The sequence below is a fragment of the Deinococcus sp. Leaf326 genome (genome assembly GCF_001424185.1).
In the GTDB taxonomy this organism is placed as follows: domain Bacteria; phylum Deinococcota; class Deinococci; order Deinococcales; family Deinococcaceae; genus Deinococcus.
In genome coordinates this window covers 248,432-269,347 of sequence record NZ_LMOM01000065.1, presented here as the reverse complement: position 1 = coordinate 269,347, position 20,916 = coordinate 248,432, and the positions used below count along the sequence as shown (strand labels likewise).

Here is a 20,916-nt window from a genome sequence, read left to right as displayed (position 1 = left end):
TATGGCGCTCGACAAGCTCCTCGAAAACGAAGCGCAGTCGGAAATCGAGCGTATCCGCGCCGAGGCCCGTGACCGTGCCGAGCAGATCGTGGCGCAGGCCCATGAACAGGCCCGCAGCCTGGTCGAGAGCCGGGAACGCGCGCTGGAGTCGCAGCGGCAGGCCGGAATGGTGCGTGCCCGCTCGGCTGCCGATCTGGAAGCCAACGCCTCGCGCCTGAGCGCGGGCGAGGCCGGCACCGCCGAGGTCTACGAACTCGTGCAGGGCTACCTCGGCGGCGTGACGGCCGCGCCCGAGTATCGCGACATCCTGGCCCGCCTGATCGAACAGGCCCGTGAAGCGATTCCCGGCGCCGAAGCGGTCGAGGTCAACCCGGCCGATGTCGACCTGACCCGCCAGATCGTGACCGACCTCGAAGTGCGCGGCAACCCCGCCATTCACGGCGGCGCCCGTGTGGTCGCGCGCGGCGGCAAGAGCGGAATCAGCAACACGCTCGGCGGCCGCCTGGAACGTGTGAAGGCCGACCTCGCCCCCCAGATCAGCCGGATGCTGGCCGAGTAAGGATTAGCGATGCCCGACGACTACGCCTACATCAATACGCGCGTGCGTGTCATGCGCACCAAGCTGCTCGACGGGCGTGCCCTTGACGCGGCGCTCGCGGCGGGCAGCTACCAGGAATTCCTGCGTGTTCTCGCCGAGACGGAACTCGCGCCTCAGATGCGCGAGACGACCGCCGAGGGCGCAGGTCTGCCCGAACTCGACCGTGCCCTGTCGCAGAACCTCTTTGCCGCCAGTCAGCGCGTGCTGAACTTCGCCGATGGCGACGCCAAGCGCGAAATCCAGGCCCTGCTGATGCGCTGGGACCTCGTCAACCTCAAGACCGTCGCCCGCGGCGTCGTCAGCGGACGCGGGGCCGAGGCCATCTTGCAGAACCTGGTGCCCGGCGGCACCATCAAGCCCGCCGCCCTCCAGACTGCCGCGCAGAGCACCGACCTGCCCAGCGCCGCCGCCGCCATCGCGGTGAGCGGACACCCGCTGGCAGGAGCGATGCGTGCGGGGGCCAGTGCCTACGCGGCCAGCAGCCGCCTGCTCGACCTCGAAGTCGCGCTGGACCAGGGCTACTACCGCCACGCGCTGAACGTGGCCCGCAACACCAGCCTGCGCCGTTACCTTTCGCGCGAGATTGACGTGACCAACGCCCTGACGGCCCGCAGCGCGCGCGGTCAGGCGCTGGACCCCAATCTCTTCGTCGCGGGCGGCACCCTGAATGCGGGCGGTTTCGGCCGCCTGAGCGGTGGGGACGCCGGCGGGTCCGGCGACATCGCCGCGATTCTCGAAGCCCCTGGCCTCGAAGAAGCCGAAGGGGCGGCGCGCGTGGCTCTCGACAACGCCGCGCGCAACGCCTCGGCGGGCGACCCCGAGGGCGTGGGCGTCATTCTGGACTTCCTTCGCCGCAAGGAAATCGAGATCGCCAAACTGCGGCTCATCGGGCGCGGCAAGTTCTACAACCTGCCCACCGAAGCGCTGCGCCGGGAGGTGCAGGCATGACCGCCAAGACTGCGGCCCAGCGTGTGGCTGTCCTCAGCGACGCCGAAACGGCCACCGGCTACCGTCTCGCGGGCGCCGAAGTGCTCGAAGCGACGCCCCAGACGGCGGTCGCGGCGCTCGAACGTGCGATCAACACCGGCAACTACGGTCTGATCGCCGTCGATACCGGCCTGATTCCCGATCCGGTCACGGCGACGGCCCGCGTCATGCGCGGGCGCGATCTGCCGATCCTGCTGCCGATTCCCAGCCTGCGCGACGCTTTTTCCACCGACACGGTGGACGCCAAGGCCTATATGGGCAAGCTGGTCCGCGACACCATCGGGTTCGACATCAAACTGTGAGGTGGTCGGGAAGTCCGCGGCGGCGAGCCTTTAGACTGGGTTCTCCACGTTCACTTCCCGGCCTCCACCTCTTTCCAAGGAGCATTCAATGACGCAACAGCAAAAGGGCGTCGTGCAGAGCATCGCCGGTCCCGCCGTCATCGCCGACGGTATGTACGGCGCGAAGATGTACGACATCGTGCGCGTGGGGACCGAGCGCCTCGTGGGCGAGATCATCCGCCTCGACGGCAACACCGCCTTCGTGCAGGTGTATGAAGACACGTCCGGCCTCACGGTCGGCGAACCCGTCGAGACCACCGGCCTGCCCCTCTCGGTCGAACTCGGGCCGGGCATGCTCAACGGCATCTACGACGGCATCCAGCGTCCGCTGGACAAGATCCGTGAGGCCTCGGGCGACTTCATCGCGCGCGGTATCGAGGTCTCCTCCCTCGACCGCGAGAAGAAGTGGGCCTTCACGCCTAGCGTTTCGGCCGGCGACAGCGTGACGGGCAGCAGCATTCTGGGTACCGTTCCGGAGTTCAGCTTCACCCATAAGATCCTGACCCCCCCCGAGAAGTCGGGCAAGCTCAGCTGGATCGCCCCTGCGGGCGAGTACAACATCGACGAGACGATCGCCCGTCTCGAAGACGGCAGCGAACTGCGCCTGGCCCACTTCTGGCCCGTGCGCGCGCCCCGCCCCGTGCAGAAGAAGCTCGATCCCAGCCTGCCGTTCCTCACGGGGATGCGCATTCTGGACGTGCTGTTTCCCCTGGTCATGGGCGGCGCAGCGGCCATCCCCGGTCCCTTCGGCTCGGGCAAGACGGTCACGCAGCAGTCGGTCGCCAAGTACGGCAACGCCGACATCGTGGTGTACGTGGGCTGCGGCGAGCGCGGCAACGAGATGACGGACGTGCTCGTCGAGTTCCCGGAACTGGAAGACCCCAAGACCGGCAACCCCCTGATGCAGCGCACCATCCTGATCGCCAACACCTCGAATATGCCGGTGGCCGCGCGTGAAGCCTCGGTGTACACGGGCGTGACCCTGGCCGAGTACTTCCGCGACCAGGGCTACAGCGTCTCGCTGATGGCCGACAGCACCTCCCGCTGGGCCGAGGCGCTGCGCGAAATCTCCTCGCGCCTCGAAGAAATGCCCGCCGAAGAAGGCTACCCGCCCTACCTGGGCGCCAAGCTCGCGGCCTTCTATGAGCGTGCCGGGGCCGTCAAGACCCTGGCCGGCGAAGACGGCGCGGTCAGTGTGATCGGCGCGGTGTCGCCCGCCGGCGGCGACATGTCCGAACCCGTCACGCAGGCCACGCTGCGCATCACGGGCGCCTTCTGGCGTCTGGACGCGGGCCTCGCGCGCCGCCGCCACTTCCCGGCGATCAACTGGAACGGCTCCTACAGCCTGTTCACGCCGATCCTCGACAAGTGGTACCGCGAGAACGTCGGTCAGGACTTCCCCGAACTGCGCCAGCGCATCGGCAACATCCTCCAGCAGGAAGCCTCGCTGCAGGAAGTCGTGCAGCTCGTTGGCCCCGACGCCCTGCAGGACAACGAGCGCCTCATCATCGAGACGGGCCGCATGCTGCGCCAGGATTTCCTCCAGCAGAATGGCTTCGACCCGGTGGACGCCTCGGCCTCCATGCCCAAGAACTACGGTCTCATGAAGATGTTCCTGAAGTTCTACGACGAGGCCGACACGGCCCTCAAGAGCGGCGCGACCATTGACGAGATCATCCAGAACCCGGTCATCGAGAAGCTGGCCCGCGCGCGCTACACCCCCGAAGACCAGTTCCTGGCCTACGGCGAGGGCGTGATGGACGAACTCGACCAGACCTTTAAGGCGGTGAAAGCGTGACCCTGCTCCAGAAGGAATACAACGACGTCGCGTACATCTCCGGGCCGCTGCTGTTCGTGAACGCCGCCAGCGACCTGGCCTACGGCGCCATCGTGAACATTAAGGACGGCAACGGCAAGATCCGCGGTGGGCAGGTCATCAGCGTGACCGATCAGAACGCCGTGATCCAGGTGTTCGAGGAAACCCGTGGCCTGGACCTTGCCACCGCCTCGGTGAGCCTCGTCGAAGACGTGGCCCGCCTCGGCGTGAGCAAGGAAATGATCGGCCGCCGTTTCGACGGCCTGGGCCGCCCCATCGACGGTCTGCCGGCTGTGATCGCCGAGCAGCGCCTCTCGATCAACGGCCAGCCGATGAACCCCGCCGCGCGCGCCAAGCCCGAGGAGTTCATTCAGACTGGCATCAGCACCATCGACGTGCAGACCAGCCTGATCCGTGGGCAGAAGCTCCCGATCTTCTCGGGCTCGGGCCTCCCGCACAACGAGCTGGCCGCCCAGATCGCGCGTCAGGCGAAGGTGCCCGGCCACGAGGGCGACTTCGCGGTGGTTTTCGCGGCGATGGGCCTGACCCAGCGCGAAGTGTCCTTCTTCACGCAGGAGTTCGAGCGCACGGGCGCTCTGGCCCGTTCGGTCCTCTTCCTGAACAAGGCCGACGATCCGGCGGTCGAGCGTCTGCTCACCCCCCGCATGGCGCTCACCACGGCCGAGTACCTCGCCTTCGAGAAGGGCTACCACGTCCTGGTGATCCTCACCGACTTGACGAACTACTGCGAGGCGCTGCGTGAAATCGGCGGTGCTCGTGAAGAGATCCCCGGTCGGCGCGGCTTCCCTGGCTACATGTACACCGATCTCGCGGGCCTGTACGAGCGCGCAGGTGTGGTGCAGGGCAAGCCCGGCTCGGTCACGCAGGTGCCGATCCTCTCGATGCCCGACGACGACATCACGCACCCCATCCCCGACCTGACCGGTTACATTACCGAAGGCCAAATCGTCGTGGACCGCGCCCTGAACTCCAAGGGTGTGTTCCCGCCCATCAACCCGCTGCCCAGCCTCTCGCGTCTGCAGGGCAACGGCATCGGCAAGGGCAAGACCCGCGCCGACCACAAGAACGTGTCGGACCAGCTGTTTGCGGCCTACGCCAACGGGCTGGACCTGCGTAAGCTCGTGGCGATCACGGGTGAAGACGCGCTGACCGACACAGACAAGCTGTACCTCAAGTTTGCCGACGATTTCGAGACCTACTTCATCGGCCAGGGCGACCAGGACCGCAGCATCGACGACAGCCTCACGGTCGCCTGGGGCATCCTCAGCAAGCTGCCGCAGAGCCAGCTCACCCGTCTGTCCAAGGACTCGATCGACAAGTTCTACGGGCAGAAGGTCGACGAGATGTGGAAGGGCGGCCGCAGCACCAGCATCTGAACAGCGTGTGTGGCCCGTCGCCCGGTGCGCCGGCCATACACCGCAAGCTTCACAGACAGGGGAGGTGAATACATATGGCAGGACAGATCAGCCCTACCCGCAGCGCGCTCCTCGCCAGCAAGGCCAGTCTCAAGACGGCCTCCGGCGGCGCCGACCTGCTCAAGCGCAAGCGCGACGCCCTGATCGGCGAGTTCTTCGCCCTGGTCAAAGACGCCCTCGCAGCCCGTGAGGAACTGGCCAGCGTCAGCAAGGGCGCCTACACCAGTCTCTTCGGCGCAAAAGCCTGGGACAGCCCTGAAGCCGTCGAGAGCCTCTCGTTGGCCGGGACCGGCGACTACGCGGTTCAGATGCAGATCGAGAACCTCTACGGCGTCAAGGTGCCCAAGATCAGCATTCCAGAGCGGAACCAGCAGGCCAACTTCAGCCCCATCAACGTGGGCGCGCGGACCATTCAGGCCGCCACCGATTTCGGCGGCGTGCTGGAAGCCATCGTGAAGGTCGCGGCCACTGAGACCAAGCTGCGGCGCATCGGTGAGGAGATCAAGAAGACCTCCCGGCGCGTGAACGCTCTGGAACAGGTCGTGATCCCGGGTATTCAGGACGACATCCGCTTCATCCGCGGTGTTCTGGACCAGCGCGAGCGCGAGGCCAGCTTCACGCTCAAGAAGATCAAGGCCAAGCTCGAAGCCGACAACGAGAAGCAGAATGCCCAGGCGGGCAATCACGGCAGCGCTGCCGACTGAATCCCCCTTCTGTGCTCAGGAATCGCCCCCACTGGGGCGGTTTTTTATTGCAGTTCCGCGATGGCCCGGCGCAGGTTGAGCCGTGCGGGGCCGTCCAGCGCTGCAAATTCGGGCGTGTGGTACAGCGTGGCCCGGTCCAGAAAGCCTTCCAGCACCCGGTGGCGGCCCTCGCGGTACAGGGGCCAGGGGACGTGCCCGTACTCCCGCCGGATGGCCCGGTCGTAGGCGCCGAACTCTTCTGCGGAGGCTCCCAGGATGCCCAGGTCGGCGTCCACCAGCAGGGCCTGTTCCCGCGTGGTGGGCACGCCGGTGTGGCTCGTCGCCAGGATGAGGGCGGCGACCTGTTCGCGCAGCGTGGGGGCCGCGCCCTGCGCCGCCAGCCACTCCCCGAAGACCTCAGCGCTGTGGGCCTCGTTGTCGTTGGCGCGGGCGTCGTAGATGAGGTCATGGCCCCAGCCGGCCAGGGCGAGGGGCAGAGTTAGCACCCCCCGGACCTCCAGCGCGCCGAGGACCTGCTGCACATGCGTGGCGTTGTGGTAGGCCCGCTCCGGCGCCGCGTAGAAGGGGAGAGCGAACGCCTCCGCAGCGGGGGCCAACCTGGAGGCGGGAGTCATCCCCTCGCCTTCTCGCGGGCGTGGGCCTCGTAGCTCAGGTAGTAACGCCCAGCCAGGACCATCATCAGGGCGACCACCGCGGCCAGGGCCAGCAGGACCGGCCACCCTGCCCCACCGCCTAACAGCCCGTTGAACACGAAGTGCAGCGCGGCGCTCAGGAGCAGGCCGCGCGCCGCCCACCAGCGGCCGGTGCGCCAGTGCCGCCCGCCCAGAGCGTAGCCCTGCGGCGCACTGAACAGGGCGTGGGCCAGCGTGGTCAGCAGGATGTGCCACGCGGCGGCGTTCAGCCCGTATTCGAGTGCGTAGGTAACGTTCTCGACGAAGGCGAAGCCCAGCGCGGCCGTCACGGCGTACACCAGGCCGTCCATCGGCTCGTCGAAGGCCGCGTCGTCCACGACCGTACTGGCCGCCAGAAACTTGCTGCTCTCCTCGATCACGGCCGTCAGCAGGGCGACCGCCACCATCGCCACCGGCAGGGCGCTGCGCAGCAGGCCCCCCAGACTCGCCTCGAAAGCGGCCGCGACCAGCCACGCGAAGGCCCCCCAGGCGAAGGTCCGGGCCAGCAGCCGGGGCGGTTCGGGGTGGCGGTCGCGCCGCACGAAAAACCACAGCCAGCCCAGCGTGATCAGGACCGACAGCAGTAAGGAGGGCAGCATGGCCGCGCTCCGGGCTCAGGCGCGCGGGCGTCCGGCGGCGCCTGCCAGCACCCGGCCCTGCAGGGGAGCGTGGGCGAGGTGGGTCAGGGCCAGCGCCAGGGCGTCGGCGGCGTGGTTGTTGAACAGTTCGCGCACGCCCAGGGTCGCCTTGACCATGTAGATCACCTGTTCCTTGTCGGCGCGGCCCGTGCCCACCACCGCCTGCTTGACCTGCATGGGGCCGTAGCTGTGCACCGGCACGCCCGCCTGCGCGCACGCGAGCTGCACCACTCCGAAGGCCTGCCCCACCTTGAAGGCCACGTCGGCCTGCCGGCGCAGGATCTGGTTCTCGATGGCCACCGCGTCGGGTTGGTATTCCCCCAGGAGCCGGGTGACTTCTTCGTGCAGGTAGGCCAGGCGCCGGGGCATGACCCAGGCGCTCTGGGTGGTCAGGCAGACGTGGTGCAGGTGTTTGGCCTTGCGAATGTCTCCCTCGACCAGGCCCAGGCCGAGATTCGCCAGTCCGGGGTCAATGCCGAGTACGATCATGCCTGGCAGCATAGAGCAAGTCCGGAAACGAAAAGAAAGCAGAGGCGCGCGGGGGGGCGGCCTCTGCTCGTGCGGCGGGGGAGGGCTAGTGCCGGGCGCGCGGGTCGAAGGCGTCGCGCAGGCCGTCCCCGAGGAAGTTGAACGCCAGCACCGTGAACAGGATCGCCAGCCCCGGGTAAAAGGGCAGCCAGGGGTACTGCAGCACGACTTCCTGCGCGTTGCTGAGCATGTTGCCCCAGGTGGACACCGGGGGCTGGATGCCGAAGCCCAGGAAGCTCAGCGCGGCCTCGCCCAGAATGGCTCCGCCGACGGCGAAGGTTGCGCTGACCACCACGATGCCCAGCAGGTTGGGGGCGAGGTGGCGCCACATCACGCGGTTGTTGCTGGCCCCCAGCGCGCGGGCGGCGTCCACGTATTCCAGGTTGCGCAGGCGCAGCACCTCGCCGCGCACGAGCCGCGCCGTGCCCATCCAGCCGAACACCACGAAGATGGTGATGATGATGAATACGCTGGCCGACGGCCCCAGGTTCTCGCGCAGGTTGACGATAAAGGCCTTGTCGCTGCTGGCGATGATCCCCGAGATCACGAGCTGGAGCGGCAGGTCGGGCAGGCACAGCATGAACTCGGTGAAGCGGCTGATGAGGCTGTCGGTGCGTCCGCCGAAAAAGCCGGCCAGCAGGCCCATCAGGGTGCCGACCAGGGTGCTGGCGAGGGCGACCGAGAAGCCCACCATCAGGCTCACGCGGCTGCCGTAGATCAGGCGCGAGAGCAGGTCGCGGCCCAGGTCGTCTTGCCCCAGCGGAAAGCTGGCGCTCGGCGGGCCGTAGACCCCGGCGAGATCCTGGGTATTGGGGTCGTGCGGCGCGATGAGGGGCGCGAAGACGGCAACCAGCACCATCACCACGATGAACGCGAGGCTGATCATGGCGGCCTTGTGGCGCCGCAGCTTGCGCAGGGCGATCTGGAGGGTCGAGTAGCTTTTGGGCGCGGCGGGCGCCGCAGCGGTGGTCGTCATGGCGGTCGTCTCCTTACGAGTAGCGGATGCGGGGATCGACTACCCCGTACATCAGGTCGGTGATGAGCTGGAAGACGACGGTCAGGAAGGCCAGCATGAGCAGGCACAGCATGACCACGTTGAAGTCCTTGGACACGAGCGAGTCAATGAGCGCGCGTCCGATCCCCGGCCACGAGAACACCGTCTCGGTCAGCACCGCGCCGCCGAAGAGCCCCGGAATCGAGAGGCCCAGGATGGTCACGATGGGAATGAGCGAGTTTCGCAGGGCGTGCTTGTAGATCACGCTGCGGTGGGGCAGACCCTTGGCCTTGGCCGTGCGCACGTAGTCCTGGTTGATAACCTCCAGAAAGCTGGCGCGCATGTAGCGCAGGGTGCCCGCGATCTCGCGCAGCGACAGGATGGCGACCGGCATGATGAGGTATTTCAGGCGGTCGAGCCAGTAGGCCCACAGCCCGTCCTCCGGGCCGATGCCGCTGCCCAGGCCGCCGGGCGGCAGCGACACGACTCCGTTGGTGGCCTGCGGCAGCCATACAGCAAACAGGTACAGCGCCATCACGCCGATCCAGAACACGGGCGCACTCGACGCGATGAAGCTCAGGAAGGTCAGCACGTAGTCGGGCAGGCTGTACTGCCGCACCGCCGAGTAAATGCCCAGCGGAATGGCGATTAGGGTGCTGATGATCAGGGCCGGCACCGTCAGCAGCAGGGTGTTGGGCAGGCGCTGCTGAAAGATGAACTGGGTGGCCGGAATGCTGAAGTCCCGTGAGTAGCCGAAATCGCCGCGCAGGGCGTGCAGCAGCCAGGTCCAGTAGCGCTCGTACCACGGCGCGTTCAGGCCGTAGGCCTCGCGCAGCCGGGCGATGTCATCCGGGGTGATGCGGGGGTTGCCGAACACGAGTTGGTCGACCGGATCCCCCGGTTGCAGGGCGGTCAGGCCGTAGATCACCACACTGATCAGCAGCAGCAGCGGGATCAGTTGCAGGATGCGCCGCAGGGCGTAGGTAGCCAAAAGGGGTCTTCTCCTTGCCTGGAACGGAACGGTCGGGCGACGATATGAGGTTCAGTGCCTAGATACAGGGCGGGGAGGAAGCCTTCGGTGGCCTTCCTCCCCACGGCGGGCGGGTACCGGACAGGTCCGGGCAGCCGCCTGGGCGCGCGTTACTGACCCTGTTTGTGGGCCTCGACGGCGCCCTTGCTGCTCCAGCCGATGCGGTAGGCATCCCAGCTCGGGTAGAGCGTGTAGGCGCTGAAGTCGTAATTCACCAGTCCGTTGACGCGGGTGTAGGGGTTGCTGCGGAAGTACAGGGGCAGCGCGGGCAGGTTGGCCGCCCAGATGTTCTGCATCTGCGCGAACTGACTCTTGCGCGAGGCCGCATTGAAGTTCGTCTCCGAGGCCTTTTGCAGCGTGTTGTACTGCGCGTTGTTCCAGCCCGAGTTGTTCTGGCCCGAGTAACCGTTGTCGGCGGTGGGCACGGCCGAGCCCTTGAACAGGTCGCCGCTCTCGACGATCGGGTTGGCGGTCCAGGCGTACATCGCCAGGTCCCACTTGCCGCTCTCGCCCTTGCTTAGGAAGTCGGGGCCGAAGAACACGCTGGCGGGGTAGTTCTGGATGTTGACCTGTACGCCTACAGCCTTCCACTGCGCCTGGAGGATCTGCTGCACGCGCTCGCGCACGGCGTTCCCGGCAGTGGTCCCGAAGTTCAGGATCATCTTCTTGCCGCCCTTTTCCAGGACGCCGTCACTGCCGGGGCGCCAGCCTGCCGCCGCGAACAGCGACTTGGCACGGGCGGCGTCGAAGCTGTAGGTGGTCACGGCCGCGTTGTAGACCGCCGACAGGGGGTTGACGAAGGTGTTCGACACCGGCTGCCGCCCCTGGAACAGCGCCTGCACCAGCGCGGGACGGTTGATGGAGAGCAGCAGCGCCTGACGCACGCGGGCGTCGTCGAGGCCCAGGTCCTTGGAGCGCTGGCCGCGCGTGTTCACGTCAATGTGTTCCCACACGGCGCCCGGCACGAAGAACGTGGTGTATTTGTTGCCCTGGCGCTTCTGCATGTCGAGCGCCTGGTCGAAGGTCAGGCCGACGGTCGCCAGTGCGTCCACCTGGCCCGAGAGTACGTTCACCTTGAGGGTGTTGGTGTTCGGGATGAAGCGGTAGGTGACGGTCTGCACGTACTTGCTCTCGCCGCCCGAGGGCTTGCGCCAGTAGTTCGTGTTGCGCGTCATGGTCAGGCTGTTGCCGGGGCGCCACGCGGTCGGCTTGAACGGTCCCGAGACTACCTTGGGCAGGTTGTTGGATGTGGTGAAGCTGCTGATGAACCTGGTCCACTGGTCGTTCAGGGCCTCGCCGGGCTTCATGCCCTTGGTGGCCGTGTCGAAGGTATTCCAGGCTGCCTGCATGCTCTTGGACGGAGCCGAACCGGGCGCGCCGGCCTGCTGCGCGAACAGGTAGGGGGGATCGAAGGTGATGGTGAAGGTGCGGTTGTTGGCCCCGCGCGTGATCTTGGCGCCGTCGTAGGGATAGCGGTCGGGTACCGGCACGCGCTCATCGTTCTGCACCTTGAGCCAGAACTCGAAGTCGTCCACCGTGATCGCCGTGCCGTCGCTCCACTTGGCGTCGGGGCGGATGGTGTAGGTCAGGCTGTTGCGCACGACCTTGCCGCTGCCGTCCTTGACTTCCTTGTAGCCACCGTTGGCGAGGGTGGGCACCTGGGTTGCCATGTCGGCCAGCACGTTGCCGCCGTTGTCCAGATAGGTCAGGCTCCCTGCCATGAAGCCGTTGATTTCAGTGGTGATAGCGAGGTTGTTGGTGTTCCAAGGGTCGTAGATGTTCGGCGGCTCCTGCGAAGTGCCGATCACGAGACTGTTGTTACCCGGTCCCGCGAGGGCGGTCCCGATCAGGAATGCGGTCAATGCCAGGGCTTTCTTCATAGGAGACCTCCGGAACAACAGCAACAACGCTTAATCTGTGGCGATGGGTCAGTATTAAGTCCCCCTAAAGCTATGTCAAGCGTCGGTCTGGCGGGGTGGGCAGCCCAGACATGGAAAAAGCCGGAGCAGCACAGGCTCCGGCCGGAAAATAAAAAGATGAAAAAAGAACAGCTCAGGTCGAGCTGAGGCCTAGTGGCTGCTGCACCCGCCGCTGCCCTCGCCGTCAGGAGATTGCGAGCCGTCGGTCCGGAAGGAGTGGCCACAGCCGCACGAAGAGGTCGCGTTGGGGTTGTGCACGGTAAATCCGCCGCCCATCATGTTTTCGACGAAATCCACTTCGCTGCCCAGCAGCAGAGGCAGGCTCATGCGGTCGACGAGCAGCTTCACTCCGCGGTCGTGGACGATAGTGTCGCCGTCGAGCTCGCGGTCGTCGATGGCCATACCGTACTGGTAACCGCTGCACCCGCCGCTCTTGATGAACACGCGGACACCGGCATTCTCCTTGCCGCTCTGAGACAGGATCGCTAGGGCTTTCATGGCCCCGAATTCGCTGATGGTGATGTTGTGCGCCGGCAATTCGCCGCCGGTCTGGGCCGGGATGGTCGCGGTCATGCGTGAAGCGTAACACCATTCGGTGAATAAAAAAGTGCCTGTAAAGCAAAGTGAAGTTCACTCACGGCTTACATTCCTTGAGTGTGGTGCTGTTAGGATGGACACCATGACGAACCCATATGCCGAGTGGTTCGAGCAGCTCCGCGCGGAATATGGGGAGCAGCTCTCGACCATGCCCTTGCCCGACGGTCTCCCTGAGCACCTGCGCCTGCTTATTGAGCGCCATGACGAGGAGGCCATTCAGTTCATGGTGCGCCTCGCTTGGCAGTTCGGCGCCCAGGTGGGGTACGCCGCCGGCGCCAAACAGGAAGCTCAGGACGGCGCGGTTCCCATACCTAGAGCGCCCCGCGTTCAGGCCTGAGGCTGTACTGACTTCGCCCGCCCCGGTCACTTGAACCGGGACGGGTTTTGTCATTGCATCAATCAGTGCCGCGGCCGTCTGGGGGCGGCCCAGCAGTCCAGGGATTCAATGCCTTCGATCAGGCCCAGGGCGTGCAGTTCTTCCAGAACCCGGTAGGCCAGGGTCTGAAGGGCTTCGGCGTCCTGCGGTTCATCCTGGGCTGTCAGATTCAGCGTGCGGGCCTCGCGGGCAAGGAGCAGGGCCAGGGCGTCCATGGCGGCAAGCATAGCAGTGCCCAAACGAATACCCCGGCGCACAGGCCGGGGCAGGAGAGAAGGTGTCGTTCAGTCGTCGGCGTGCGCTGCGTGCAGGGCGCGGTCGCGCTCATCGGCTTCCCGCAGGCTGCGGATGCCGCGGACGATGCCGAGGACGCCGAAGTAGCACACGGCGGGAACAACCACGGTCAGGATCCAGAGGATCATGTTGGAGTTGGCGGTCGTCAGGATGTTGGCGCTGATGAGTTCGGGCTTGTAACCCGCGACCGACATCACGAGCAGCATCGCCATGAACGCCACGCCTGCCGCCAAACGCACCGGATGGTTGGTGGGGTTTTCGGCGTAGTACTGGCTGTCACGCGCCCGGTCGAGCATCGGTACGGCGAACATCGCGATGATCACGACGGTGGGCAAGATGATGGCCCCCACGAACTCGGCCCCGATGGCCCCGCCCCACAGGTGGATTTCGAAGCTCGGGATGATGGCCAGCAGGCCGAAGACCCACAGCAGGTACCAGTCGGGCTTGATGTTGTTGATCGGGGTGGTGCTGGGTGGTCCGAAGAACTCGACCGGGTGCACCGGGATGAACGCGCTGAACAGCACGATGATGCCTGCGAAGACCAGCGCCAGCAGCAGCATGATGGGGGTCTGCTGGGTCATGAGCGGCACGCCAACGATCTTCTTGTAAGCGATGCGCTTGGCGTACTGCGGCTGCGTGTGCTTCTGCTTGATCATGATGACCATGTGCGCGGCGGTCAGCGCGATCAAGATGGCCGGCAGCAGCATGATGTGGTAACCGTAGATGCGCGGGATGATGCCCTCACCGGGGAAGGCCCCCGCGAACGCCGCCTGCGCGACCCACTGGCCCACCCAGGGAATCGAGGCCACGATGCCGTACACGACTTTCACGGTGTTATAGGCGTAGTTGTCGTAGGGCAGGATGTAGCCGGTCACGGCGGTCAGGGCCGAGAAGATCAGCAGCATCATACCGATCCACCAGTTGATCTCGCGCGGCTTCTTGAATGCGCCCGTGAAGTAGATGCGCATCATGTGAATGACGGCGGCCGCCACCATGATGTTCGCCGTCCAGTGGTGAATGCGGCGCAGCATGTCCCCAAAGGGCATCGCATTGATCTTGAGGGCCGAGTGGAAAGCCGCCGGAATCAGGTTAGGCTTGGCCGCGGTGCCGGGATCGAACGAGTTCGTGACCAGGCTGTTGCTCGGTTCGTACGCCAGGGCCAGGATGACACCGGTCAGGATCAGGATGACCAGGCTGAACAGCGTGATTTCACCCAGAAAGAAACTGTGGTGAACGGGGAAGGCTTTGCGCAGGAACTTGTCGTTCAGGCGCGAGATGTGCAGACGTTCCTCCAGCCACTGGTTCATCCGAGTTGATCCTCCACGGCTTTCTTACGGGCTTCCCACTCCGATTCGTTGAATGGGTACGGATTTTCCAGAAAGAAGTCAACGACCACGAGGGTGCTGCCTTCCAGCCGAATCGGCAACTGCGCCAGGCGGCGGGGGGGTGGCCCACCGGTCACCATGCACGCGCGCTTGGGGTCGTACTGCCCCGAGTGACAGGGGCACTTCATCTCGCCCACCTGCTGGTCGTTGTCCCCGACCGAGCACCCGGCGTGGGTGCAGATATCGCTGTAGGCCACGATCTCGCCGTCGATGGTCGCGTCCATGTTGGTCGGGTCCGTAATCTGGCCTTTGGGGAACTTGTAGAGGGCCAGCACGTTGTTGGGGTCACCCTTGCGGATCAGGGGCTGACCCTGGGCGTCCTTGCCCTGGGGCCAGGCGCGCACGAGCTTCTCGCCCAGTTCCGCGACCGTGATGGGTTGGCCTTCCTTGTCCTCAGAGGCGTGGACCAGAATGTCTCCCTTCAGGGGGGGCATCTTGTCGCGGGTCAGGCGGAACACCGGGTTGGCGGTTCCCAGCGCGCTCACCAGACTGACCGTACCGATGGCGGCCGTGGCCCCCAGGGCAGTGTTGATGAACTTGCGGCGCGTGATTTCGGGATCTTCTCTCTTGTAACGGGTCATGCGTCTAACCTCTTCCCACGGGGGGATGCCCTGGGCTTACCAGGGGAATTCGCCGCTGGCGTCCTCGACCAGCACCTCGCCGTCCATGAAGAACTTCTTGTAGAGGCCCACGGCGGCGGCCAGCGTCAGCACGATCATCGCGGCGTAGAAGCCTTCGGCGGTCACGTTGGGCATCACGGGCTCGCGCGCGGCCCAGCCAGCGTAATCCACCATCATCTGGCGCACGAACAGCACGCTGAACACGAGGCTGAGGATCAGGGTGATGACCATCGAGAGCATCGCGACCGGGGTGGCACGTACCTTGTGGATGCCGGGGTGCAGCTCGACGCCTTCGGCCCACACGCTGTACAGCCCGATCAGGCCGTAGGAGAGCAGCACCATGATGAAGGTCGCCAGGAAGATTTCGGGCAGCTTGATGTCCTCGGGCACGAACCGCGAGCGGTTTTTCAGCACGGCCGGGTCGACCTTGCTCTGGCCCTCGGCAACCTGAGCGGGCGTGAGCGGCTCGGGGATGTTGTTGCCCCACGAGTGCAGGACGTAGTTGGCGACGGCGTAGATTTCGCGGTCACTGAGCTTGTCGCCGAAGGCCGGCATACCGCCCTTGCCCTTCTCGACGATGGTGTGAATGTAGACGGGATCCTTGATCAGTTTCTCGTCGCCCGAGAGCTTGGGACCCGCGCCGCCCTGGCCCTGAAGGCCGTGGCATCCCGCGCACGCGATGGCGCCCGTGGTGGCGACACCCTTCTCGAAGACCTGTTTGCCCAGCGTGGGGTAATCCTGGCTGATGCTCGCTACGACGGCCGGATCGACCGCCACCGGCTCGGGGGCCGTTTCCTTGTTAAAGAGAAACAGCAGAATGATCCACATGATGGCCGCGCAGACGATGGCGACCCAGGGCATGACAGCGTCGTTTCTTTCCACTTTCCTTCTCCCTCGGTGTGAAGTGGCCTGATGTCCCGTTTCGGCAACGGCTCCGGTGCCGGAAAAGGAAGCAGCTGCGGCCCAGTAATACGGTCAGCATAGCACGCACCTTTCGCGCTTCCCTGGCCGTCCAGACGCCTTTTTCCAGACAGACCTCGACCCGCTAAGTATGCGCCCTGACCGAGCGGTTAAATGTCCCCGTATGAGTCGGGGATGTGCGGCGTCACTCCTGAGATTCAGCGGCCGAGGTCGGACTAGGCGGCCCTGTTCAGTCGGTCAAGTTCAGGCCCGCGAGCGCCGCGAAAGGGTGAGCCGTGCCCACGGGCCGCAGTGTGCAGAAGGGTGGCCCGCCCTCGGGTTCGACCCGGTGGGGACAGGTCTGGCATTCGGGAAAGGCCTGATCGGTGTAGGCGAGGTCCGGTTCGGCCGAGGGTACGGTCCATGTCCGGCCACAGCCCGCAAGGTAGGTCTCCTCGGCTGGGCGGGACTGCGGCACGCGCGGCGCCTTTTTTGGAGAGGGAGTTCTTGGCATGGGGGTGCGGGGCACTCAGTCGAGGTTGGCAATGCCCTCGCGGATGGCGTACAGGGCGGCCTGGGTGCGGTTGTTGAGTTGCAGCTTGGTAAAGATTTCCGAGAGGCGGTTACGTACCGTCTTTTCACTGATGTCGAGCCGCAGCGCGATGTCCTGGTTGGAGAAGCCCTGGGCGAGCAACTTGAGGATCATCGTTTCGCGCTCGTTGAGGTCGGCGTGCTTTTCGCTGGGCAGTTCCTCACGCTTGTCGCGGAAATCGTCGAGGACGTTCTGTGCCATGTCGGCGTCGAGCAGCGCCTCTCCACCTGCCACGCGCGTGATCGCGTCGATCAGCGTCGTGGCGTCCGCGTCCTTGAGGATGTAGCCGCGCGCGCCCGCCTTGACCGCCTCGAACACATAGCGGTCCTGACGGTACATCGTGATCATGATGACGCGGGCCTCCGGGCTGATCTCGAGGATGCTCTGCGTGGCCTTGACTCCGTCGAGTTCCGGCATCTGAATGTCCATCAGGATCACGTCGGGGTGGGTGTCGGCCGCGTAGCGGATGGCCTCGCGTCCGTTGGCCGCCTCCCCGATGACGCGCATACCCTCGGATTCCAGCAGGCTGCGGAGGCCCTGGCGGAACAGGGCGTGGTCATCAGCGAGAAGAACACGGATCATGAGACCTACTGTATCGCCCTTTGCCGCGGCTGTCGGTGGGTAAACAGCCACTACCGGGACACTGGGAAATGGGGTTCATGGCAACTGTGACAGAGGGGTCATTCCCCTTCCAATAAATCCCAGAGAGGTCAGAAAGCATTGTGACTTTGGTCAGACCCAGCTCATGAACTTAGGGCTTCTCATCTTTTTAGACGGCTCCGCCCCTGAAAAACAGCCTTTCACCGGCTGGAAATCCCGTCTGGAGCTGGGGTTTAGCTGACTCTCAGGGTTGACCCTGCGTTCTTCATGCTTGTATCATCCGCCTGATCTGCCTCTACGAGTGTCCCAGGACCGAGGAGAAGCAGGTTGCGCGGCGAAAAAGCATGGTACGGCGATCTACTTTTGGGAGAGGAAACTCGGCAACTCGCCCCACCGTCACCTTTAGAGCCTGATGTGCTGCTCACGCGCGACGTTTACGGGGGTCCCCTATGAAGAAAAGTCTGATTGCTCTCACCGCCGCGCTGTCGTTCGGCCTCGCTGCCGCGCAGACTGCCGCCCCGGCGAGTGCGCCCCAGGTTCCTGCCCTGACCGACGTTCCCGCCGGTCACTGGGCCAAGGACGCGATCGACCGTCTGGTCAGCCGCGGCATCATCCTCGGCTACCCCGATGGCACCTTCCGCGGTACCCAGAACCTGACCCGCTACGAAGCCTCCGTCATCATCGCCCGCGTGCTCGACCAGATCCGCAGCGGCGAAACCCCCACCACCGGCCTGAACGCCGAGGACCTGACCGCGCTGCAGAACGCGATCCAGGAACTCGCCGCCGACCTCGCCGCACTGGGTGTGCGTGTCAGCGACCTCGAAGAGAACGCGGTCAATAAGGACGATTTCGCTCGTCTGGAAGCCCGCATCGAGGAAGTCGCCACCGCTCAGGGTGACGCCACTGCCCTGGCCAACATCCAGGCCCAGATCGACGAGCTGACCTCGCGCGCCGACGACTACGACACCCTGCGTGCCGATGTCGACGACAACGCCAGCAGCATCGCCGCCCTGAACGACCTGACCGTCCTCCTGAACCAGGACATCCTGGACCTCCAGGACCGCGTCAGCGCCGTGGAATCCGCGCAGGCCGACTTCGTGCAGCGCAGCGACTTCAACAACCTCGCGGGCCGCGTGGGCGTCGTCGAAACGCGCGTCGAGACGGTCAACAACAGCCTGACCGGCCGTATCGCCGCGCTGGAGCGCAACGCGTTCAGCATCAAGCCCAGCCTGACCCTGGGCTACAGCGTGAGCCGCGCCAACCGCAACTTCGACATTGACCGCCTCTTCCCCCTGAACGCCGACGGCACCGTCGCGAACAACGCCTTCACCAGCGGCGGCGTCGACAGCGACACGGGTGCCCAGCGCCGTGACTTCGGTGATTTCGGCAACACCAGCTCGCCCATCGTGGCGGGCGCCAACGGCCTGTACGGCTTCGCGGCGGCCGCCGGCCCCGTGTACCAGGAAGGCAGCACCGACATCGGCATCAGCCTGGGCTTCGACACCAGCGGCCAGTTCGGCCAGGTCACCAGCGCGACGGGCGGCAGCCTGTTCAACACTGGTGGTCGTCTCTCGATCAACAGCATCGACCTGAACTTCGGTCTGACCACCCGTCTGCCTGACGACGTGTGCTACGACGCCAACGGCGACGGCGAGTGCAGCGACGCCGAAACGGACGCCGTGGACGCCTTCTACCCCGGTGCCCGTGACAGCAGCCTGATCGACCCCGCCGGCAGCGTGTACCGCCCCGTGTTCTTCCGCTTCAAGAACGCGACCACCGAGTTCAGCGTGGGCAACAACCCCGTCATCGTGACGCTGGGCCACAACCAGAAGTTCTACTTCGCCGACTACGCCTTCGACAACAACTACGACGGCCGCGGCGACGGCTTCGTAGTCAACGTCGACGGCAGCAACCTGCCGGTCCTGGGCGCCATCAAGCCCAAGATCACCACCGTCTACGGCAGCCGTGACGGTGACAACGCAGTGAATAGCGGCGACTACGGCGTGTACTACCGCGGCGTCCGCGCTCAGATCACCCCGGTCGGCACGCTGACCGCCGGTCTGTACTACGCGCAGGAAGGCCGCGACGCCTTCGGGGCCGCCGCCGCCGCTGGCCAGAACGCCGCGACTGTGGCCGCCGTGCCCAGCGACGTGACCCTCTACGGCGCCGATCTGCACGGCAAGGCCTTCGGGGTCGAGCTGCACAGCGAGTACACCGCGAGCCGCGTGACGCCCGTGAACAGCGCCGCCTACACCGCGAGCGCCTTCTACGCCCGCGCCGCGACCCGCAAGACCGATCTGACGTTCGACCTGAACACGCCGGCCGCGCGTCTGGGCAGCGACACCTTCAACGTGTCGCTGTACGACCTGAACTACCGCCGCATCGAAGCGGGCGTCACCGCGATCTCGGGCATCAGCGAGTACGGGTACGACACGCGCCGTGACTACAGCTCCACCCGCCAGAACAACGCGGACAACCCCGATAACGGCGTGACCGCGCCCTTCTCGAACCTGTACGGCCGCACCACGACGGCCAGCACCACCAACGACGGCCTGGTCGGCCAGAAGGGCTTCGGCGTCAAGGCGGCCGTGACCCTGGGTCCGGTGTCGGTGGGCGGGTACTACGACAGCAGCACGAGCGCCAACGGTTCGATGGCCAGCACCGACCCCAACCTCATGGTCGAGCGCGGCGCCTCGGCCAAGGTGGCGGCCAGCATCTTCTCGCTGCGCGGCTCCTACAGTGAGCTCAACAGCAACCGTTACCAGACCTACCGCAACGCCGGCACCAACGTGGCGCTCGGCGCGACGGTCACCGACTCTGTCTACGCGCGCCGTTACGCCATCCAGGCGGACGTGACGCCGGGCCTGGGCCTCTACGTCGGCGCGTACTACCGCGACGTATCGGTCGACGACCAGGCCGGCGGAATGCGCCGTTCGAGCACGGACCGTGGCCTCTTCGGCCGCGGCTACCTGGCCTCGAGCTTCGCTCCGGGCGTGGGCGCGAACAGCTACCGCGCTGGCCTGACCTGCTCGGAAAGCAACTTCGGGACCTCGGTGGCGGTCAACGGCGTGAGCGGCGATACCGACGGCGTGGGCGGCGTGCTGAACCCGGCTGTCAACCTCGATGCCAACCGTACCGGCGTGTGCTTCACCTCCTACGGAGTGGAAGCGGGCCACGCGGGCAACAACGCGAACGCCCTGGTCAAGGACCTGTTCTTCCGCGTTGGTTATGGCCGCGTCTATGTGCCGACCGACGCAACTTCGACCACCGGCAGCTTCAGCGGCAACATCTTCTACGGTGACGCCCGCTACGACCGCAAGGTCGGCGCCGCCAACGTACGTCTGGCCGGTTCGTTCTCGAACTCCAACGTGCGCCTCGACGCCCGTCCGGCAGGCACCCGCGGCGCGATCGGCCTGATCGTGCGCACCGATCCCCTCACGGGCCTCCCCTTCAGCCCCCAGATCAACGGCCAGGTGGGCTACTACACCTCGCAGTTCGACAACGACAGCAGCGCGGCGACCGCCGCTCTGAACGCCAACGCTGTGAAGTACGGCGCGGGCATCGTCCTGAACGACTTCCTGCTGCCCAACACCAAGATCGGCGTGCGTTACGACGGCTACAGCGGCGTCAACCGTGCGTACACTCCCTACGACGGTGCAGGTACGGAAGGCTACTTCAGCGACGCTGACACCGCCGGCAACCGCATCAACCTGAACGGCGTGTACGTGGAAGGTGCCTACAACGACCTCGTGTTCTCGTACGGCAACTACACCCTCAGCAGCCGCAACGCTTCGGGTACCGAAATCGGCAGCGGCCTGAACAACGGCCAGCCGGCCCGTGGCCAGACCTTCAAGATCACCTACAAGGTGAACTTCTAAGCCTTCTCGGCC

At 65.6% G+C, this 20,916-nt stretch carries 21 protein-coding genes; 8 read left to right on the top strand and 13 right to left on the bottom strand.

Translation table 11 applies throughout. From position 1 onward, the window contains the following. The first annotated feature begins 1 nt into the window (after nt 1). From ASF71_RS18220 to ASF71_RS18195, 6 genes are all read left to right on the top strand, one after another. Nucleotides 2-559 (top strand): V-type ATP synthase subunit E, encoded by a 558-nt coding sequence (locus ASF71_RS18220; RefSeq protein WP_056302663.1) that lies wholly within the window; start codon nt 2-4, stop codon nt 557-559. Nucleotides 560-568: 9 nt separating this feature from the next. Next, a complete protein-coding gene (locus ASF71_RS18215) occupies nt 569-1,546 on the top strand; it encodes a V-type ATPase subunit (protein WP_056302661.1) in 978 nt (325 codons plus the stop codon). Beyond that, complete coding sequence (locus tag ASF71_RS18210) at nt 1,543-1,887, top strand: V-type ATP synthase subunit F (protein WP_056302659.1); 345 nt, start codon at nt 1,543-1,545, stop codon at nt 1,885-1,887. The genes ASF71_RS18215 and ASF71_RS18210 overlap by 4 nt, the downstream gene beginning before the upstream one ends. A gap of 88 nt (nt 1,888-1,975) precedes the next feature. Next, nucleotides 1,976-3,724 carry a V-type ATP synthase subunit A gene (locus ASF71_RS18205; protein ID WP_056302657.1) on the top strand — a complete coding sequence of 583 codons (1,749 nt, stop codon included), beginning with the start codon at nt 1,976-1,978 and terminating at the stop codon, nt 3,722-3,724. Continuing rightward, nucleotides 3,721-5,139: a V-type ATP synthase subunit B gene (locus tag ASF71_RS18200; RefSeq protein ID WP_056302655.1), complete on the top strand. Its 1,419-nt coding sequence runs from the start codon at nt 3,721-3,723 to the stop codon at nt 5,137-5,139. Before ASF71_RS18205 ends, ASF71_RS18200 begins: the two co-directional genes overlap by 4 nt. Before the next feature lie 74 nt (nt 5,140-5,213). Further along, nucleotides 5,214-5,882, top strand: coding sequence for a V-type ATP synthase subunit D (locus ASF71_RS18195; RefSeq protein ID WP_056302653.1), 669 nt, complete (start codon nt 5,214-5,216; stop codon nt 5,880-5,882). A gap of 44 nt (nt 5,883-5,926) precedes the next feature. On the opposite strand, the gene ASF71_RS18190 is transcribed toward ASF71_RS18195, so the two are convergent. From ASF71_RS18190 to ASF71_RS18160, 7 genes are all read right to left on the bottom strand, one after another. After that, the gene (locus ASF71_RS18190; protein WP_056302651.1) at nt 5,927-6,496 is read right to left on the bottom strand and encodes a hypothetical protein; all 570 of its coding nucleotides are present in this window, start codon (nt 6,494-6,496) and stop codon (nt 5,927-5,929) included. Then, on the bottom strand, nt 6,493-7,152 hold the full coding sequence (locus tag ASF71_RS18185; RefSeq protein ID WP_056302649.1) for a PrsW family intramembrane metalloprotease: 660 nt from the start codon (nt 7,150-7,152) through the stop codon (nt 6,493-6,495). The genes ASF71_RS18190 and ASF71_RS18185 overlap by 4 nt, the downstream gene beginning before the upstream one ends. Before the next feature lie 15 nt (nt 7,153-7,167). Beyond that, on the bottom strand, nt 7,168-7,680 hold the full coding sequence (gene ruvC / locus ASF71_RS18180) for a crossover junction endodeoxyribonuclease RuvC (RefSeq protein ID WP_056303034.1): 513 nt from the start codon (nt 7,678-7,680) through the stop codon (nt 7,168-7,170). 85 nt (nt 7,681-7,765) lie between these two features. Then, nucleotides 7,766-8,695, bottom strand: coding sequence for an ABC transporter permease (locus ASF71_RS18175; RefSeq protein WP_056302648.1), 930 nt, complete (start codon nt 8,693-8,695; stop codon nt 7,766-7,768). Between the two features lie 13 nt (nt 8,696-8,708). Further along, a complete protein-coding gene (locus ASF71_RS18170; RefSeq protein WP_056302646.1) occupies nt 8,709-9,704 on the bottom strand; it encodes an ABC transporter permease in 996 nt (331 codons plus the stop codon). 149 nt (nt 9,705-9,853) lie between these two features. Continuing rightward, nucleotides 9,854-11,623 carry a peptide ABC transporter substrate-binding protein gene (locus ASF71_RS18165; RefSeq protein WP_056302644.1) on the bottom strand — a complete coding sequence of 590 codons (1,770 nt, stop codon included), beginning with the start codon at nt 11,621-11,623 and terminating at the stop codon, nt 9,854-9,856. Nucleotides 11,624-11,812: 189 nt separating this feature from the next. Then, entirely contained in the window at nt 11,813-12,235 is a 423-nt protein-coding gene (locus ASF71_RS18160; RefSeq protein WP_056302641.1) for an iron-sulfur cluster assembly accessory protein, read from the bottom strand. Nucleotides 12,236-12,341: 106 nt separating this feature from the next. On the opposite strand from ASF71_RS18160, the gene ASF71_RS18155 reads away from it, so the two are divergent. Then, nucleotides 12,342-12,596, top strand: coding sequence for a hypothetical protein (locus tag ASF71_RS18155; RefSeq protein WP_056303031.1), 255 nt, complete (start codon nt 12,342-12,344; stop codon nt 12,594-12,596). A 62-nt stretch (nt 12,597-12,658) separates the two neighbouring features. Here ASF71_RS18155 and ASF71_RS18150 read toward each other — a convergent pair whose 3' ends face one another. The 6 genes from ASF71_RS18150 to ASF71_RS18125 form a co-directional block, all read right to left on the bottom strand. Then, nucleotides 12,659-12,850 carry a hypothetical protein gene (locus tag ASF71_RS18150; protein ID WP_056303028.1) on the bottom strand — a complete coding sequence of 64 codons (192 nt, stop codon included), beginning with the start codon at nt 12,848-12,850 and terminating at the stop codon, nt 12,659-12,661. 69 nt (nt 12,851-12,919) lie between these two features. Then, nucleotides 12,920-14,236, bottom strand: a complete 1,317-nt coding sequence (locus ASF71_RS18145; RefSeq protein WP_056302639.1) for a cytochrome bc complex cytochrome b subunit — start codon at nt 14,234-14,236, stop codon at nt 12,920-12,922. Then, entirely contained in the window at nt 14,233-14,895 is a 663-nt protein-coding gene (locus tag ASF71_RS18140) for a ubiquinol-cytochrome c reductase iron-sulfur subunit (protein ID WP_056302637.1), read from the bottom strand. The genes ASF71_RS18145 and ASF71_RS18140 overlap by 4 nt, the downstream gene beginning before the upstream one ends. Before the next feature lie 36 nt (nt 14,896-14,931). After that, on the bottom strand, nt 14,932-15,816 hold the full coding sequence (locus tag ASF71_RS18135) for a cytochrome c (protein ID WP_056302634.1): 885 nt from the start codon (nt 15,814-15,816) through the stop codon (nt 14,932-14,934). A 268-nt stretch (nt 15,817-16,084) separates the two neighbouring features. Continuing rightward, nucleotides 16,085-16,312 (bottom strand): hypothetical protein, encoded by a 228-nt coding sequence (locus ASF71_RS18130; protein ID WP_056302632.1) that lies wholly within the window; start codon nt 16,310-16,312, stop codon nt 16,085-16,087. A 51-nt stretch (nt 16,313-16,363) separates the two neighbouring features. Continuing rightward, a complete protein-coding gene (locus ASF71_RS18125; RefSeq protein WP_056302631.1) occupies nt 16,364-17,008 on the bottom strand; it encodes a response regulator transcription factor in 645 nt (214 codons plus the stop codon). Between the two features lie 467 nt (nt 17,009-17,475). Here ASF71_RS18125 and ASF71_RS18120 point away from each other — a divergent pair, with 467 nt between their 5' ends. Next, the gene (locus ASF71_RS18120) at nt 17,476-20,904 is read left to right on the top strand and encodes an S-layer homology domain-containing protein (protein WP_056302629.1); all 3,429 of its coding nucleotides are present in this window, start codon (nt 17,476-17,478) and stop codon (nt 20,902-20,904) included. The last annotated feature ends 12 nt before the right edge of the window (nt 20,905-20,916 follow it).

Bases quoted from the DNA above. Each gene is read 5' to 3' on its own strand.
- ASF71_RS18220 (WP_056302663.1), top strand. From the start codon at position 2: ATGGCGCTCGACAAGCTCCTCGAAAACGAAGCGCAGTCGGAAATCGAG.
- ASF71_RS18215 (WP_056302661.1), top strand. From the start codon at position 569: ATGCCCGACGACTACGCCTACATCAATACGCGCGTGCGTGTCATGCGC.
- ASF71_RS18210 (WP_056302659.1), top strand. From the start codon at position 1,543: ATGACCGCCAAGACTGCGGCCCAGCGTGTGGCTGTCCTCAGCGACGCC.
- ASF71_RS18205 (WP_056302657.1), top strand. From the start codon at position 1,976: ATGACGCAACAGCAAAAGGGCGTCGTGCAGAGCATCGCCGGTCCCGCC.
- ASF71_RS18195 (WP_056302653.1), top strand. From the start codon at position 5,214: ATGGCAGGACAGATCAGCCCTACCCGCAGCGCGCTCCTCGCCAGCAAG.
- ASF71_RS18190 (WP_056302651.1), bottom strand. From the start codon at position 6,496: ATGACTCCCGCCTCCAGGTTGGCCCCCGCTGCGGAGGCGTTCGCTCTC.
- ASF71_RS18185 (WP_056302649.1), bottom strand. From the start codon at position 7,152: ATGCTGCCCTCCTTACTGCTGTCGGTCCTGATCACGCTGGGCTGGCTG.
- ruvC (WP_056303034.1), bottom strand. From the start codon at position 7,680: ATGATCGTACTCGGCATTGACCCCGGACTGGCGAATCTCGGCCTGGGC.
- ASF71_RS18175 (WP_056302648.1), bottom strand. From the start codon at position 8,695: ATGACGACCACCGCTGCGGCGCCCGCCGCGCCCAAAAGCTACTCGACC.
- ASF71_RS18165 (WP_056302644.1), bottom strand. From the start codon at position 11,623: ATGAAGAAAGCCCTGGCATTGACCGCATTCCTGATCGGGACCGCCCTC.
- ASF71_RS18160 (WP_056302641.1), bottom strand. From the start codon at position 12,235: ATGACCGCGACCATCCCGGCCCAGACCGGCGGCGAATTGCCGGCGCAC.
- ASF71_RS18155 (WP_056303031.1), top strand. From the start codon at position 12,342: ATGACGAACCCATATGCCGAGTGGTTCGAGCAGCTCCGCGCGGAATAT.
- ASF71_RS18150 (WP_056303028.1), bottom strand. From the start codon at position 12,850: ATGGACGCCCTGGCCCTGCTCCTTGCCCGCGAGGCCCGCACGCTGAAT.
- ASF71_RS18145 (WP_056302639.1), bottom strand. From the start codon at position 14,236: ATGAACCAGTGGCTGGAGGAACGTCTGCACATCTCGCGCCTGAACGAC.
- ASF71_RS18140 (WP_056302637.1), bottom strand. From the start codon at position 14,895: ATGACCCGTTACAAGAGAGAAGATCCCGAAATCACGCGCCGCAAGTTC.
- ASF71_RS18125 (WP_056302631.1), bottom strand. From the start codon at position 17,008: ATGATCCGTGTTCTTCTCGCTGATGACCACGCCCTGTTCCGCCAGGGC.
- ASF71_RS18120 (WP_056302629.1), top strand. From the start codon at position 17,476: ATGAAGAAAAGTCTGATTGCTCTCACCGCCGCGCTGTCGTTCGGCCTC.